The organism is Streptomyces yerevanensis (genome assembly GCF_000716805.1).
Lineage (GTDB): Bacteria > Actinomycetota > Actinomycetes > Streptomycetales > Streptomycetaceae > Streptomyces > Streptomyces flaveus.
In genome coordinates, this window is sequence record NZ_JNWJ01000052.1 from 1 (window position 1) to 14866 (window position 14866).

Genomic DNA, 14866 nt, shown 5'->3' on the forward strand with positions numbered 1-14866 from the left:
TGGGTGGGGGGTGCGGGGTCGTGGGCCGGTGCGTCAGCCCGTCGCAGGGCGGGCATACGGCCCTTAGCTGGTACAGGGTGCGGGTTCTCCGAGACCGGACCTAAGCGACGGGCATACGACGCACCGGCCCACGACCCCTCCCGCCGGAGGGCAAGTGCGGGCACGTCGTGGCTGGGGGTGAGTGGAGCCGCAGGCTTTTCAGGGGCGCGGGGCTGTGTCAATTTGCGGCTCCGCCGCGTGGGCGCGACCAGCCACGACGCACCGTCACCCGACATACGTCCGACGCGCTGTGGCCCAGGACTTGCGTCCTGGGCCACAGCGCGTCTCGTGGAGGTCAGGCAGCCACCGGCTCCTTGGCCTTTGAAGCCGCCACCTCCGGCGTCTCGGCTTCGCCCGCCGGCTTGGTCTTGCGCATGCCCTTCAGGGCGATCACCAGACCCGCCGTTACCGCCGTGCCGGCTGCGATGGCCAGGAGGTAGAGGAAGGGCCTGCCGATCAGGAAGGTGACCCAGATGCCGCCGTGCGGGGCGCGCAGGGTCGAGCCGAAGGCCATGGTCAGGGCGCCGGTGACCGCACCGCCCGCCATCGAGGCCGGGATGACCCGCAGCGGGTCCGCTGCCGCGAAGGGGATCGCTCCCTCGGAGATGAAGGAGGCGCCCAGTACCCAGGCCGCCTTGCCGTTCTCCTGCTCGGCCTTGGTGAACAGCCTCTTGCGGATCGTGGTGGCCAGGGCCATGCCCAGCGGGGGCACCATGCCGGCCGCCATGACCGCCGCCATGATCTTCATCGCCGAGTCGCTGGGGGCCGCCACGGAGATGCCGGCCGTCGCGAAGGTGTACGCGACCTTGTTGACCGGGCCGCCGAGGTCGAAGCACATCATCAGGCCGAGCAGCACGCCGAGGAGGATGGCGTTGGTGCCGGTGAGGCCGTTCAGCCAGTCGGTCAGGGCCTCCTGTGCCTCGGCGATCGGCTTGCCGATGACCACGAACATCAGGAATCCGACGACCGCCGAGGAGATCAGCGGGATCACCACCACCGGCATGATGCCGCGCAGTGGAGCCGGGATGTTCACGCGCTGGATGCCGAGGACGACACCACCGGCGATCAGACCGGCCACCAGACCGCCGAGGAAGCCCGCGCCGATCGTCACCGAGATCGCGCCGCCGACGAAGCCGGGCACGAGTCCTGGTCGGTCCGCCATGCCGTAGGCGATGTAGCCGGCGAGGACCGGGACGAGGAAGCCGAACGCCGCTCCACCGATCTGGAACAGCAGCGCGCCCCAGCTGTCGACCTGACCCCAGTCGAAGTGCTCGGTGACCGACTTGGCCTCGTTGATCTGGTAGCCGCCGATCGCGAAGCCGAGGGCGATGAGCAGACCGCCCGCCGCGACGAACGGGACCATGTAACTGACGCCGGACATCAGCCACTTGCGGAGCTTTGAGCCGTAGCCCTCGCCGGGCTCTCCGGTCCGCTCGACCGGCGTACCGCCGGGCCTCGCGGCCGCGGTGGCCTCGCCGCGCTCGGCCTTCGCCCGGACCTCGGCGATCAGCTCGGCGGGCCGGTTGATGCCCGCCTTCACGCCGACGTCCACGGTCGGCTTCCCGGCGAACCGGTCCTTCTCCCGTACGGGCACGTCGTGCGCGAAGATCACGCCGTCCGCGGCGGCGATGACGGCCGGGTCGAGCCGGTTGAAGCCCGCCGAGCCCTGCGGCTCGACGACGACCTCGACGTCGGCGTTCTCGCGGCCCGCGTTCTCCAGCGCCTCGGCCGCCATGTACGTATGCGCGATGCCGGTGGGGCAGGAGGTGACGGCGACTATACGGAACGGCCGGGCGCCCTCGCCCTCATCGGAGCCGCCGCTCTCCGGGGCCGGGCCGTCCTCGGTGGTCGTACCCGGTGCCGAGGTGTCCGCGGCGGCTTCGGTGGAGGCCGCTCCTGCCGGCGGGGCCGCGGAGTCTTCGGTGCTGCCCGCCGTGCCGGCGACCTGCGCCGCCACCGCGGGCTCGTTCCCGCGGATCAGGGCGGCTGCCCCCTCCGCGTCGTCCACTGCCCGCAGCGCGGAGGTGAACTCGGTGTTCATCAGCTGCCTGGCCAGCGACGACAGGATCGTGAGGTGGGCGTCGTCGGCACCGGCCGGAGCGGCGATCAGGAAGATCAGGTCGGCGGGCCCGTCGGGAGCGCCGAAGTCGATCCCGGCCGCACTGCGCCCGAAGGCCAGCGTCGGCTCGGTGACGTGTTCGCTGCGGCAGTGCGGGATGCCGATGCCGCCGTCTAGGCCGGTCGGCATCTGGGCCTCGCGGGCGGCCACGTCGGCGAGGAAGCCTTCGAGGTCGGTCACCCGGCCCTTGGTCACCATGCGCTCGGCGAGGGCGCGCGCCGCCGCTTCCTTCGTATCGGCGGACAGGTCGAGATCGACCAGATCCGCGGTGATCATCTCGCTCATCGCGGGCTCCTTCGCACGCGTATCGCCCGGGGAAAGTCATGGGCGGGGACGGGGGTGGTGCGTTCAGACCGGCTGGGTTCAGACGGGCTGGGTTCAGATGTGTCGCACTCAGCCGTGACTGAATTGCCGGAAGTGTCACATATGCCGAGGTCAGCGGGGAAGGCGGAGGCGGGGTCGGGGAAACCCCGCCTCCCCCCGGCTGCGGCGGGGAGGGGCAGGCCCCGCCGCTTCAGGGCCGATCCAGAGGTCGTACGAGACGCACGGGATGCACAGGTCGTACAGGCTGAACCAGCGGTGGCGGTACGGAAGTTCATGACACCGGCTCCGTCAGTACGCGATCCACCGGAACCTCCGACGTGACAGTCACGGCGGAGGGGTCCAGGTCGGCCGGGCCCGGCATCACGCTGCCGGGGAGCTGGACGGCCGCGGCGCCGTGCGCGACGGCGGAGGCGAGGGCGTCGGGGCCGCTGCCGCCGGCGATCAGGAAACCGGCGAGCGAGGAGTCGCCCGCGCCCACATTGCTGCGGACCACGTCGACCCGGGCGCTGCCGAACCACACGCCCGAGGCCTCGACGAGCAACTGCCCGTCCGCGCCGAGGCTGGCCAGCACCGCACCGGCGCCCTGTTCACGCAGGTCCTCGGCGGCCTTGACCGCGTCGCCGATGGTGGCGAGGGGGCGGCCGACCGCTTCCGCCAGCTCCTCGGCGTTCGGCTTGACGACGTCGGGGCGTTCCCGCAGGGCCGCGAGCAGTGCCGGCCCCGAGGTGTCCAGTGCGATCCGGGTGCCGGCGGCGTGCGCTCGGGCGACCAGTGCGGCGTACCAGGACGGGGCGAGGCCGCGCGGCAGGCTGCCGCAGCAGGCGATCCAGGAGGCGTCACGGGACTGGGTCCGTACCGTCTCCAGGAGCAACTCCTCCTCGGTGGAGGTGAGTTCGGGTCCCGGTGCGTTGATCTTCGTGAGTACCCCGTCGGCCTCCGCGAGCGCGATGTTGGAGCGCGTCGCCCCGGCGACCGGGACCGGCGCGACCTCGATGCCCTGCGCGTCGAGCAAGGTGGCGACGAGGGAGCCGGGGGCGCCGCCGAGCGGCAGTACGGCGACGGTGCGCCGGCCGGCCGCGGTGACCGCCCGCGAGACGTTGACGCCCTTGCCGCCCGGGTCCATGCGTTCGCCGGTGGCCCGGATGACCTCGCCGCGGTCGAGCGAGGGGATCTCGTAGGTCCGGTCGAGCGAGGGATTGGGGGTGACCGTGAGGATCATGTACGCACCACTTCCGTGCCGCCGCGCTTGAGAGCGGTCGCGTCTTCAGGGCTCAGCCCACTGTCGGTGATCAGAACGTCCACGTCGTCGAGGGCGCCGAAGCGCGCGAAGTGCTCCTGGCCGTGCTTGGCGGAGTCGGCGAGCAGCACCACACGGCGCGCGGCACCGAGGGCCGCGCGCTTCACGGCGGCCTCGGCGAGGTCGGGCGTGGTCAGTCCGTACTCGAGGGAGAAGCCGTTCGTGGCGAGGAAGACGACATCGGCACGGATCTCGCCGTACGCCCGCAGCGCCCAGGCGTCGACCGCGGCGCGCGTACGGTGCCGTACGCGCCCCCCGACGAGGTGGAGTTGAATGCCCGGATGGTCGGCGAGGCGGGCCGCGATGGGGAGGCTGTGTGTCACGACGGTGAGCGTCGCCTCCAGCGGGAGGGCCCCGGCGAGCCGGGCGATCGTCGTGCCCGCGTCGAGAATCATCGTGCCGTTGCTGGGCAGTTCGGCCAGCGCGGCCAGCGCGATGCGGTCCTTCTCGTCGGCCGCGGTGGTCTCCCGCTCGGCCAGATCGGGCTCGAAGTCGAGCCGGCCGGCCGGGATGGCACCGCCGTGCACCCGGCGCACGAGGCCCGCGCGGTCCAGCGCCTTCAGGTCCCGCCGGATCGTCTCGGCCGTGACCTGGAACTCCTCGGCCAACGACACCACGTCCACGCGGCCACCGTCACGCGCCAGCCGGAGGATCTCCTGCTGTCGCTCCGGTGCATACATGTCCGTTCACCTCCGTTCATGCCCGAACATGTGGTTTCACTCGTAGAGTACGCCCGGATTTCAGCCATGTAAACGGGCGCGGACGTAAAAGTGGGCATGAACGGACATCGACGAGAAGGCGCCGGGAGCTCGGGTGCAGGGAACGGACGGGGCATGGGCGGCACATGGGACAGCCGTCAGGCCCGGCCCCAGAGAGGGACCGGGCCTGACGGCTCGAGCAGGATCAGCTTGAACTGGCGGCGTCAGCCCACGAGTTCGGGCTCCTTGTCCACGGCGACGGCGGGCGTCGTCTCGTCGCCCTCCACATGCTGAGCCGGCCGCTTCGGCAGGGCGAACATCAGCAGGAAGATGGCCGTCATCACCGCGGCGACCCAGATCAGCGCGTTCTGGAAGGCATCGACGAAGGCCGCGCCCACCTCGGCCCGCGGCAGGTGGTCGGACATCGTGCCGAAGAAGACCACGGACACCAGGCCGAGCCCGAGCGCGTTGCCCATCTGCTGGACCGTGCTGATCAGGCCGGACGCCGAGCCGGCGTGCTCGCGCGGCACCTCGGAGAGGATCGCGTCCGTCAGCGGGGCGACGATCAGGCCCATGCCCACACCCATGACCACCAGGGGAAGCGCCATCTGCCAGGGGGCGATGGACAGGCCGTACCGCTCGGACTCCCAGATGTAGATCAGGACACCGATGGCCATGAGCAGCGCGCCCGCCTGGAGCACCTTGCGCCCGAACCGCGGCGTCAGCTTCTGCACCGAGAGCCCGGCCGCCATCGACACCGCGATCGAGAAGGGGACGCCCGTCAGGCCGGCACGCAACTCGCCCCAACCGAGGCCGGTCTGCATGTAGAACGTCCACACCAGGAAGAAGATGCCGAGCGCGATCCCGAAGACCGTCTGCACCGCGATGCCCGCCGCGAAGCTCTTGACCTTGAAGAGGGAGAGCTCGACCAACGGCGAACCGTCTCGCACGGTCTTCCTCTTCTCGTACGCCACCAGCGCCCCGAACACCACGAACGCGCCGACCATCGAGACGTAACCCCACATCGGCCAGCCCAGCTCACGGCCGCGGGTCAGCGGGTAGAGCAGCATCAGCAGGCCGAGGGTGACGAGGGCGACACCGACGAGGTCCAGCTTGAGGGCCTGCGGGGCCTTGGACTCCGTGATGTAGCGGCGGCCGAGGATCAGGCCCGCGATGCCCACCGGCAGGTTGATGAGGAAGATCGGCCGCCATTCAAGGCCGAACAGGTTCCACTCGGTCAGCAGCGCGCCCAGCAGCGGACCGGACACCGCCCCGAGCCCGACGACCGCACCGAACAGGCCGAACACCTTGCCGCGTTCATGCGCCGGGAAGGTGGCGTGCACGATCGACAGCACCTGCGGCACCATCAGCGCGGCCATACCGCCCTGGAGGATGCGGGAGGCGACCAGCATCTCGGGGTTCACGGCGAATCCGCAGAGTGCCGACGCGAGCGTGAATCCGCCGATGCCGATGAGGAAGAGGCGCTTACGGCCGTGGATGTCGCCGAGCCGCCCGCCGGTGATCAGGCCTGCGGCGAAGGCGAGCGCGTATCCGGCCGTGATCCACTGGATGTGGCTGACCGACGCGCCGGCGTCCCGCTGGATCGACGGGATCGCGATGTTGACGATCGTGACGTCGACCAGATCCATGAAGGCCGCGGTCATCACGATGGCGAGGGCGATCCATCGTCGCCGGTCGGCCGTGGTGGCCGGGCTGTTGAGAGGGGTCTCGGTTGAGGTCATGCTTCGAAGTTAGAGGCCCAGTAGGTCAGTTCATGTCCTAGTGGTCGGGCATCCTCGGAGAAGCCGAAAACACAGCCGAAGACCACAGCCGAGAGGGAGACATCCCATGACCACCGACACCCCGGCCCGGCTCCTCCAGCTCCTCTCCTTGCTCCAGACCCCGCGCGAATGGCCCGGCGGTGAGCTCGCCGACCGGCTCAGGGTCTCGCGGCGGACCGTACGGCGGGATGTCGACCGGCTGCGGGAGCTGGGGTATCCCGTGCAGGCGACGATGGGAGCGGACGGCGGGTATCGGCTGGTCGCGGGGAAGGCCATGCCGCCGCTCGTGCTCGACGACGAGGAGGCGGTGGCGATCGCGGTCGGGCTGCGGGCCGGTGCCGGGCACGCCGTCGAGGGCGTCGACGAGGCCTCCGTACGGGCGCTCGCCAAGCTGGAGCAGGTCCTGCCGAGCCGGCTGCGCCACCGGGTTTCCACGCTTCAGGCCGCCACCACTCCCCTGACCAGCGGCGACGGGGCGAGTATCGCGCCCGAGACGCTGACCGTGATGGCCTCGACGGTCGCGGGTCATGAGCGGCTGCGGTTCGCCTACCGCTCGGGGGACGGCACGCCCTCCAAGCGCCTGACCGAGCCGTACCGTCTGGTGTCGACCGGCCGCCGCTGGTATCTCGTCGCGTACGACCTCGACCGCGAGGACTGGCGTACGTTCCGCGTCGACCGGGTCTCCGAGCCCTTCGCGACGGGCGCCCGTTTCGCGCCGCGCGAGCTGCCGACGGGGAGCGCGGCCGAGTATCTGCGGCAGTCGATGTACCGGCGGCAGGAGACGTACGAGTTGGAGGTGACGTTCGCGGCGCCCGCGGAGTTCATCGCGGCCCGCCTGCCCAAGTGGCTCGGCACTCCCGAGCCCCTGGACGACCACAGCTGCCGGCTCCGGGCCGCCGTGGGCGACTCGGTGGAGTGGATGGCGGTGCGGCTTGCGATGGTGGACTGCGAGTTCACGGTCCATGAACCGGCGGAACTGGTGCAGTGTGTACGGGAGTTGGGGGGCCGCTTGAGCCGGGCGGCGGCCGGAGGTCAGAGGACTCCACCAGCCCCGAGGTGAGGGAGCTTCACCAGTCCCGCTCACTTGGTATGGGCCACAGAGACCGCCCTCGTGACACAATGTGTCCACAGGGTCACCCCGGGGTTCAGGTCCGGGGTGGCCCTTCGCTTGTCCCCGCCTCTCGCAGAGATCGAGCCGAGCCCCGGCGCCAGGGGGAGAGGCGCCGGAGGCTCGGCTCTGGGGAAGTCCCGGCGCCGGGGGGGATAGCGTCGGGACTTGGTCTGGGAGCTCTGGGCCCTGAAGGCTTGTGCCCAGGCTCAAGCGGTTGATGCAGGCGTATTCGGTCCGGTGTGCGAGCCATCGAGAAGCGTTGCCGTGAGGCGTTACGCCGCCGCGTCGAACCCGGTCTGCCGAGCCAGCTTCTTCAGCTCCAGCAGCGCGTGCTTCTCGATCTGGCGGATGCGCTCGCGGGTGAGGCCGTGCTCCTTGCCGACCTCGGTCAGCGTGCGCTCGCGGCCGTCCTCTATGCCGTACCGCATCTTGATGATCGAGGCCGTGCGCTGGTCGAGCCGCCCGATGAGGTCGTCGAGCTCCTCGCTGCGCAGCAGCGTGAGCACGGACTGCTCGGGCGAGACCGCCGAGGTGTCCTCGAGCAGGTCGCCGAACTGCGTGTCGCCCTCGTCGTCCACCGACATGTTCAGCGAGACCGGGTCGCGGGCCCAGTCCAGCACGTCGATGACGCGCTCCGGGTTCGAGCCCAGCTCCGCCGCGATCTCCGCAGGCTCCGGCTCCCGGCCGTGCTCGCGGTTGAACTCGCGCTGCACACGGCGGATCCGGCCCAGCTCCTCCACCAGGTGGACGGGGAGCCGGATGGTCCGCGACTGGTCGGCTATCGAGCGCGTGATGGCCTGACGGATCCACCAGGTCGCGTACGTCGAGAACTTGAAGCCCTTGCGGTAGTCGAACTTCTCGACCGCGCGCACCAGCCCGGCATTCCCCTCCTGGATCAGGTCGAGCAGGGGGAGGCCGCTGCGTGGATAGCGCCGCGCGACCGCGACGACCAGGCGCAGGTTGGACCGGATGAAGATGTCCTTGGCCCGCTCGCTGTCGGCCACCAGCGCCTCCAGCTCCTCACGGGAGGCCTCCGCCTTGGCGTCGGTCACCTCGCCGTCGAGGATCTGCTGGGCGAACACACCCGCCTCGATGATCTGGGACAGCTCGACCTCCTTGGCGGCGTCGAGCAGCGGCGTACGCGCGATCTCGTCGAGGTACATGCCGACCAGGTCGCGGTCGGCGATCTCGCCCGCGCGAGCGCTGCGTGCCACGTCGGTCTCGCCGGAGGCGGACTTGCGACGGGCGACGGCACGGGTTGCCATGCGTGCTCCCTTACGTGGTGGCTTGCGGGTCATCTGTGGGGTTCGGCCACCCTTCCGGGTGCCCTGCCTCCGATGGATTCAACGACTGGAATCCGGACAGAATTCCCAACCAGCCCCTCAAATTTTCTGATCTTGCAGTACCCTGTTCCGCCACAAAGGGAGGGCAGATGTCGTCGGAACGTACAGAGGTGCTGGTCAGGCCGGGAGTCGAGGCTGACCTCAAAGCCCTCACCGACCTTTACAACCACTACGTACGCGCGACGCCCATCACTTTCGATACCGCGGTCTTCACTCCGGAAGAACGCCGCTCTTGGCTGCTCTCCCACCCTGAAGACGGTCCGCACCGCCTGAAGGTTGCCGTAGAGGTGGACTCACAGCTGATTCTGGGTTACGCCACATCCAGCCTTTACAGGGTGAAGCCCGCCTACGGCACCTCCGTCGAGGTCACCATCTACCTCGCCCCCGACGCGGGCGGACGCGGCATCGGCACGCTGCTGTACAAGTCCCTGTTCGAGGATCTGGCTCTGGAGGACCTGCACCGGGCGTACGCGGGGATCACCCAGCCGAACGAGGCGTCCGTACGGCTCCACGAGCGCTTCGGCTTCCGGTACGTCGGCACGTATCGCGAGGTCGGGCGGAAGTTCGGACGGTACTGGGACGTGGCCTGGTACGAGAAAGAACTCTAGGGGCTCTCCCCGTACCAGGAACAGCCCTCAGCCGAACTGCACCGACCGCTTGGCCATGCCCACCCAGAAGCCCTCGATGACGGACTTCTGGTCCTTCAGTTCGCCCACCGCGTCCGCCGCGCCCATCGTCACGAAGAGCGGGGCGAAGTGTTCGGTGCGGGGGTGGGCGAGGCGGCCTGCCGGGGACTTGCGCTCGAAGTCGAGCAGCCCGTCGATGTCACCTGACTGAAGGGCCCTGCGCCCCCAGTCGTCGAACTCACTCGACCAGGAGGGGACTCCGCCGCCCGTGTGCCGCAGGGCCGCGAGGTTGTGCGTGAAGAAGCCGGAACCGACGATCAGGACGCCCTCGTCGCGCAGCGGTGCCAGCTTGCGGCCGATGTCCATCAGGCGGACCGGGTCGAGCGTGGGCATCGAGATCTGGAGTACGGGGATGTCGGCCGCCGGGAACATCTCGACGAGCGGGACGTACGCCCCGTGGTCGAGGCCACGGTCGGGGATGTCCTGCACCGGGATGCCGGGGGCGCGCAGCAACTTGCGTACGGACTCGGCGAGTTCGGGGGCGCCGGGAGCCTCATAGCGGACCCGGTAGTAGTGCTCGGGGAAGCCCCAGAAGTCGTAGACGAGCGGGACGGTCTCGACCGCGCCGAGGGCCAGCGGGGCTTCTTCCCAGTGGGCGGAGACCATGAGGATCGCCTTGGGGCGCGGCAGGTCGGCCGACCAGGCGGCCAGTTCGCCGGGCCAGACGGGGTCGTCGGCCAGCGGCGGGGCTCCGTGCGAGAGGTAGAGCGCGGGCATGCGCTCGGGGACGGCACGTTCCTCGGTGGCGGCGGACATGGCGGCGGCTCCCCTCCGGGATCTCATAGTTGATCTTGATTTGAGTCTCATACTTGAATGCTCAACTTATCTGAAAAGGACAATAGCTCTCTTTCGTTTAAAATTCAAGGAGGGGTCGTCTACAGTAGGTACATGGACACGGCACACACCGAAGAGCCGCGCTGGCTCAGCGAGGAGGAGCAGCGCGTCTGGCGTGCGTATGTGCACGCCACCGCACTCCTTGAGGACCATCTCGATCGTCAGCTCCAGCGCGACGCAAAGATGCCGCACATCTACTACGTTCTGCTCGCGTGTCTCAGTGAGGCACCGCACAGGCGGCTGCGGATGACCGAACTCGCGATGAAGATGAAGATCACGCGGTCCCGGCTCTCCCATGCCGTTGCCCGGCTGGAGAAGAACGGCTGGGTGCGGCGCGAGGACTGCCCCTCGGACAAGCGCGGACAGTTCGCGATCATCACCGACCAGGGCCTGAAGGTCCTGATGCAGGCCGCTCCGGGTCATGTCGACGCCGTCCGCCGGGCCGTCTTCAACCGGCTCTCCCCGGACCAGCAGAAGGCCTTCGGCGAGGCCCTGCAGATCATCGCCGAAGGCCTTCAGCCCAAGGACGCCGGCGCGGATCTGCCCTGGCTTCGTTGAGATCGCATTCGTTCAAGGCATGAATCTGCCCCGGCTCCACCGCTCATGGAGCCGGGGCAGATCCCGGATTCGTACGTACGAAGTCGTCCCCACCACTGCGTACGTACGAGGGTCAGTGGGTGACCCCGCGCCGTCCCGTCAGTGTGCGATCACCGGGACCGGCAGCTCGTCCTCGGCCTCGTCACCCGTTCCGGTGGCTGTCGCCGTCATGTCGGGCTTGCCTGCGTTGACGAGGGTGCCGACGATGACCGCGGCGAGCACCAGCATCCCGACGGCGAACCAGATCGCGTTGGTGTAGCCGTGCACCTGGCCCTGAAGCTGGACCAGCTGCTGCTGGGAGCGGGAGGTCGCGGAGCCGATGTGGTCCGCGATGTAGGAGGTCGTGGCCGACGCGGCGATCGTGTTCAGCAGGGCCGTACCGATCGCACCGCCCACCTGCTGCGAGGTGTTGACCATCGCGGAGGCGACACCGGCGTCCCGGGGCTCGACGCCCAGGGTGGCCAGGGACATGGCCGGCATGAACGCCGTACCCATGCCGAGACCGAGCAGGAGCATCGCCGGCAGGATGATCGAGGCGTACGACGAGCCGATCTCCAGCTGCGTCATCAGGAGCATGCCGACCGCGGCGACCAGGAAGCCGGGGCCCATCAGCAGCCGCGCGGGAACGCGGGTCATCAGACGCGTGCCGATCTGGGTCGAGCCGACCATCATGCCGACGATCATCGGCATGAAGGCGAAGCCGGTGCTGATCGGCGAGTAGCCCTTCACGATCTGCAGGTAGTAGGTCAGGAACAGGAACGTGCCAAACATCGCGATGATCGCGATACCGAGCGAGAGGTACACCCCGCCACGGTTGCGGTCGGTGATCACGCGCAGCGGCAGCAGCGGGGCCTTGACCTTGGCCTCGGTGACGACGAACGCGAGCAGCAGGACCGCGGACGCGACGAACATGCCGACGGTCACGGAGTCGCCCCAGCCGTCGGACTCGGCGCGGGTGAAGCCGTAGACCAGCGCGACCAGGCCCAGGGTGGACAGCAGCACGCCGGGGATGTCGAGCGGGTTGCGGTTGCGGCCGCCCTCCGGCTCACGGATGACGAAGTACGCGCCGAGCGCCGCGGCGATCGCGAACGGGATGTTGACGAAGAACGTCCAGCGCCAGTCCATGTACTCGGTCAGCACACCGCCGAGGATGAAGCCGACGGCGCCACCGCCACCGGCGATCGCACCGTAGATGCCGAACGCCTTGGCGCGCTCCTTGGCGTCCGTGAACATCACGGCGAGCAGGGAGAGCGCGGCGGGCGCGAGCAGCGCACCGAAGACACCCTGGAGGGCGCGGGCGCCGAACATCATCGCCTCGTTGGTGGCGGCGCCACCGAGCGCGGAGGCCGCGGCGAAGCCGATCAGGCCCACGACGAAGGCGTTCTTACGGCCCCACAGGTCGGCGATCCGGCCGCCGAAGAGGAGGAGACCGCCGAACGCGAGGGCGTAGGCCGTGACGACCCACTGCCGGTTGCCGTCCGATATCCCCAGGTCCTGCTGGGCGGAGGGAAGGGCGATGTTCACGATGGTCGCGTCGAGCACGACCATCAGCTGGGCGAGCGCGATGAAGGTCAGCGCTTTCCAGCGGTTGGGATCGGCTGCCGGCGCCTTGGCGGCGGTGGCCTGGTCTGTTTCAGACATGGGGATACCCACTCCGGGACTTCGTAGCGAAAAAAGGATGAGGTGAAGGGACGACCCGTCGGTGACGTCTTCGTCGGTGACGGCCGGAAGTTTTGTGCGCGTTGTCTCTGTGCGCGTTGCGCGCTGCGAGTGGTGACTGGCGCTGGGCGCCGAACTAATCGGTCATGACTGCTCGGTCATGCTTGTCGCAGGTCCTCCATGGTCGCGGCCGTGCCGGGCAGTTCGGAGCGGGCCGGTGCCCGCAGACCGTCCAGGAACAGCTGCAGATGACGGTGTACGAAGGGGTCGAGGCTCAGGCATCCGGCGCCGGCGGGCGGCCGGGAGAGCTGGGCCATGGTGATCAACACGTCTCCGACACCCACGTCGGTGCGGAGCTGCCCGGCCTTCTGGGCGCGCTCCATGAGCGACTCGACCAGCTGCTCGAGTCGCTCGCGCGCGGCGACCAGGTCCGGGTGGTGCTTGTCGAAAGTGCTGGAGATCATCGGGCAGAGCGCGCTGACCCGCTCGTCGGCGGAGACGTGCACGAAGCGAGACAGGGCCTCGAAGGCGTCGCCGCTCGCGGCGAGACTCTGCTCGGCCTGCTCGGAGACCCGGTCCATGACCGAGCAGACGACCTCCCGCACCAGGGCGTCGCGGTCCGGGAAGTTGCGGTACACCGTGGCGTTGCCGACGCCGGCCCGGCGGGCGATCTCGTCGAGCGGCACATCGGCCCCGAACTCGACGAACATCTCGCGGGCGGCGGTGACGATCCGCTCCCGGTTGCGCAGGGCGTCGGCGCGCGGCCGGGGCGCCTTGTGCTGTACGGGGGCGACGGTGGTCACGGCGTACTCCTCGGGAGTTGCTGTGCGATCCGGGGACTTGCTCCCCGTTTCGCTCGGACACATGGCTAAACGGGGAAACGATCCCCGGTTATTTCCCGCCCTTCCCTTTTCTTTCTGTGACCCGAGTCACATCGCTCACCGCGCCTCTCCGGACGGCCTCCCACGATCGGTCTCCTCCAGCGCGCGCCCCCTCAGCGGGCGACACAGGGTGATCGGACAGGGTGCAGCCAGACACGGCCGGCTGCCTGGAGCGAAAGGCCCCCTGCATGCAGCCCACCAGCCGTCGGATACGCCCGCGCAGCCGCGGCGTCGCCCTCGCCTCGGTGACGCTGCTGACGCTGGTGGTCAGCACCTCGGCGGGAAGCGGACGGCTGCCGGCCGGTTCGGCGACGGCGGCGGGACCGAGAACGACGGCACGCCCTGCGGCGCTCGGCCCCTGCATGATCAGCGGCTCGGTGGACGTACAGCTGTCGGAGGGCATCCCGACCCCGCCCGGCTACGCCCGCTCCACCGGCACCGTCCGGGCCCTGAACCTCATGGTCGACTTCTCCGACGCGCCCGGCCGGGGCAGCGCGCTCGACCGCTACCGGGAGTTCTTCCCGCAGACCACCCGCTGGTTCCGCACCAGTTCGTACGGCCGTCTCGTCTATCGCCCCGAGGCCCCCGTCGGCCACTGGCTGCGGATGCCCAAGCCCTTCAAGGAGTACGGGCTGGAACGCGGCGCCCCCTTCGATCCCGCGTACCGGGAGCTGGTCGAGGACCTCGTGGCCGTGGCCGATCCGAAGGTGGACTTCAAGGCGTACGACCTCCTGAACGTCCTGGTCACCCCGAACGCGGGCCCCTCCGCCCTGGACACCGTCCTGTCGGTGACCTTCTCGGGCAACGCGGAGGCGCCGGTCGCCGACGGCACGCCCCTCGCCAACGCGTCCTTCATCTACAGCCGCCAGGACGACGGCTCCGGCTCGTACGCCAAGACCGGTTATCGCGTACTCCCCCACGAGAACAGCCATGTCTTCGGCCTGCCCGACCTCTACACCCAGGACGGGGGCGGCGCGGTCGGGCACTGGGACATCATGAGCGAGGACTGGGGGGCCGGTAACGATCTGCTGGGCTGGCACAAGTGGAAGCTCGGCTGGCTCGACAACGACCAGGTCGCCTGCGTGGCCACGCCCGGCACGACCGAGCACGTCCTGACCCCGCTGCCGGAACGCGGCGGCGCCAAGCTGGTCTTCGTGCCGATCGACACGAAGCGGGGGTACGCGGTCGAGTTGCGTACCCCCGGGGGCAATGACGAGGAGGTCTGCAAGTCGGGCGTACTCGTCTACAAGGTGAACGCGGACGTCGACACCGGGCGCGGCCCCATCCACGTGGTCGACTCCACCAAGGACAGCGGAGGGTGCACGCGCAGCCCGAACGTGCATGCCGAGTTGTCGGACGCGACGTTCGGGCCGGGGCGGCAGTTCAAGGACGTGCGGGCGGGGATCCGGATCCGGGTCGGGGAGATGGACGGGGACGGGAAGCAGCGGGTGCGCGTCACGCGCCGGTGACGGGTGTACGGCGCGCGGCGGGGAGGTG

Annotated in this window: 12 protein-coding genes; 4 read left to right on the forward strand and 8 right to left on the reverse strand. The window is 69.6% G+C overall.

Annotated elements, in window-relative coordinates; all coding sequences use genetic code 11:
- Window positions 1–334: 334 nt before the first annotated feature.
- The 4 genes from OP79_RS37500 to OP79_RS37515 all read right to left on the reverse strand — a co-directional run bounded on the left by OP79_RS37500 (window position 335) and on the right by OP79_RS37515 (window position 6219).
- Window positions 335–2443 carry a PTS fructose transporter subunit IIABC gene (locus tag OP79_RS37500; RefSeq protein ID WP_033326888.1) on the reverse strand — a complete coding sequence of 703 codons (2109 nt, stop codon included), beginning with the start codon at window positions 2441–2443 and terminating at the stop codon, window positions 335–337.
- Between the two features lie 310 nt (window positions 2444–2753).
- On the reverse strand, window positions 2754–3701 hold the full coding sequence (gene pfkB, locus OP79_RS37505; protein ID WP_033326889.1) for a 1-phosphofructokinase: 948 nt from the start codon (window positions 3699–3701) through the stop codon (window positions 2754–2756).
- Window positions 3698–4459, reverse strand: coding sequence for a DeoR/GlpR family DNA-binding transcription regulator (locus OP79_RS37510; protein ID WP_033326890.1), 762 nt, complete (start codon window positions 4457–4459; stop codon window positions 3698–3700). Before OP79_RS37510 ends, pfkB begins: the two co-directional genes overlap by 4 nt.
- A 242-nt stretch (window positions 4460–4701) precedes the next feature.
- Window positions 4702–6219, reverse strand: a complete 1518-nt coding sequence (locus tag OP79_RS37515; protein WP_033326891.1) for an MFS transporter — start codon at window positions 6217–6219, stop codon at window positions 4702–4704.
- A 106-nt stretch (window positions 6220–6325) separates the two neighbouring features.
- Between OP79_RS37515 and OP79_RS37520 the strand changes: the two genes are divergently transcribed.
- Complete coding sequence (locus tag OP79_RS37520) at window positions 6326–7318, forward strand: helix-turn-helix transcriptional regulator (RefSeq protein ID WP_033326892.1); 993 nt, start codon at window positions 6326–6328, stop codon at window positions 7316–7318.
- A gap of 323 nt (window positions 7319–7641) precedes the next feature.
- On the opposite strand, the gene OP79_RS37525 is transcribed toward OP79_RS37520, so the two are convergent.
- Complete coding sequence (locus OP79_RS37525; RefSeq protein WP_033326893.1) at window positions 7642–8634, reverse strand: sigma-70 family RNA polymerase sigma factor; 993 nt, start codon at window positions 8632–8634, stop codon at window positions 7642–7644.
- A 167-nt stretch (window positions 8635–8801) separates the two neighbouring features.
- Here OP79_RS37525 and OP79_RS37530 point away from each other — a divergent pair, with 167 nt between their 5' ends.
- A complete protein-coding gene (locus OP79_RS37530; protein WP_033326894.1) occupies window positions 8802–9320 on the forward strand; it encodes a GNAT family N-acetyltransferase in 519 nt (172 codons plus the stop codon).
- 27 nt (window positions 9321–9347) lie between these two features.
- Here OP79_RS37530 and OP79_RS37535 read toward each other — a convergent pair whose 3' ends face one another.
- Window positions 9348–10154 carry a dioxygenase family protein gene (locus OP79_RS37535; protein WP_033326896.1) on the reverse strand — a complete coding sequence of 269 codons (807 nt, stop codon included), beginning with the start codon at window positions 10152–10154 and terminating at the stop codon, window positions 9348–9350.
- A gap of 132 nt (window positions 10155–10286) precedes the next feature.
- Between OP79_RS37535 and OP79_RS37540 the strand changes: the two genes are divergently transcribed.
- Complete coding sequence (locus tag OP79_RS37540; protein ID WP_033326897.1) at window positions 10287–10790, forward strand: MarR family winged helix-turn-helix transcriptional regulator; 504 nt, start codon at window positions 10287–10289, stop codon at window positions 10788–10790.
- Window positions 10791–10928: 138 nt separating this feature from the next.
- Here OP79_RS37540 and OP79_RS37545 read toward each other — a convergent pair whose 3' ends face one another.
- Window positions 10929–12470, reverse strand: coding sequence for an MFS transporter (locus tag OP79_RS37545; protein WP_033326899.1), 1542 nt, complete (start codon window positions 12468–12470; stop codon window positions 10929–10931).
- A 176-nt stretch (window positions 12471–12646) separates the two neighbouring features.
- On the reverse strand, window positions 12647–13291 hold the full coding sequence (locus tag OP79_RS37550) for a TetR/AcrR family transcriptional regulator (RefSeq protein ID WP_033326900.1): 645 nt from the start codon (window positions 13289–13291) through the stop codon (window positions 12647–12649).
- A gap of 266 nt (window positions 13292–13557) precedes the next feature.
- Here OP79_RS37550 and OP79_RS37555 point away from each other — a divergent pair, with 266 nt between their 5' ends.
- Window positions 13558–14838 carry a M6 family metalloprotease domain-containing protein gene (locus OP79_RS37555; RefSeq protein ID WP_051745217.1) on the forward strand — a complete coding sequence of 427 codons (1281 nt, stop codon included), beginning with the start codon at window positions 13558–13560 and terminating at the stop codon, window positions 14836–14838.
- Window positions 14839–14866: the final 28 nt, after the last annotated feature.

Excerpts from the sequence above, each read along its gene's own strand:
- OP79_RS37500 (WP_033326888.1), bottom strand. The coding sequence starts at position 2,443 with ATGAGCGAGATGATCACCGCGGATCTGGTCGATCTCGACCTGTCCGCC.
- pfkB (WP_033326889.1), bottom strand. The coding sequence starts at position 3,701 with ATGATCCTCACGGTCACCCCCAATCCCTCGCTCGACCGGACCTACGAG.
- OP79_RS37510 (WP_033326890.1), bottom strand. The coding sequence starts at position 4,459 with ATGTATGCACCGGAGCGACAGCAGGAGATCCTCCGGCTGGCGCGTGAC.
- OP79_RS37515 (WP_033326891.1), bottom strand. The coding sequence starts at position 6,219 with ATGACCTCAACCGAGACCCCTCTCAACAGCCCGGCCACCACGGCCGAC.
- OP79_RS37520 (WP_033326892.1), top strand. The coding sequence starts at position 6,326 with ATGACCACCGACACCCCGGCCCGGCTCCTCCAGCTCCTCTCCTTGCTC.
- OP79_RS37525 (WP_033326893.1), bottom strand. The coding sequence starts at position 8,634 with ATGGCAACCCGTGCCGTCGCCCGTCGCAAGTCCGCCTCCGGCGAGACC.
- OP79_RS37530 (WP_033326894.1), top strand. The coding sequence starts at position 8,802 with ATGTCGTCGGAACGTACAGAGGTGCTGGTCAGGCCGGGAGTCGAGGCT.
- OP79_RS37535 (WP_033326896.1), bottom strand. The coding sequence starts at position 10,154 with ATGTCCGCCGCCACCGAGGAACGTGCCGTCCCCGAGCGCATGCCCGCG.
- OP79_RS37540 (WP_033326897.1), top strand. The coding sequence starts at position 10,287 with ATGGACACGGCACACACCGAAGAGCCGCGCTGGCTCAGCGAGGAGGAG.
- OP79_RS37545 (WP_033326899.1), bottom strand. The coding sequence starts at position 12,470 with ATGTCTGAAACAGACCAGGCCACCGCCGCCAAGGCGCCGGCAGCCGAT.
- OP79_RS37555 (WP_051745217.1), top strand. The coding sequence starts at position 13,558 with ATGCAGCCCACCAGCCGTCGGATACGCCCGCGCAGCCGCGGCGTCGCC.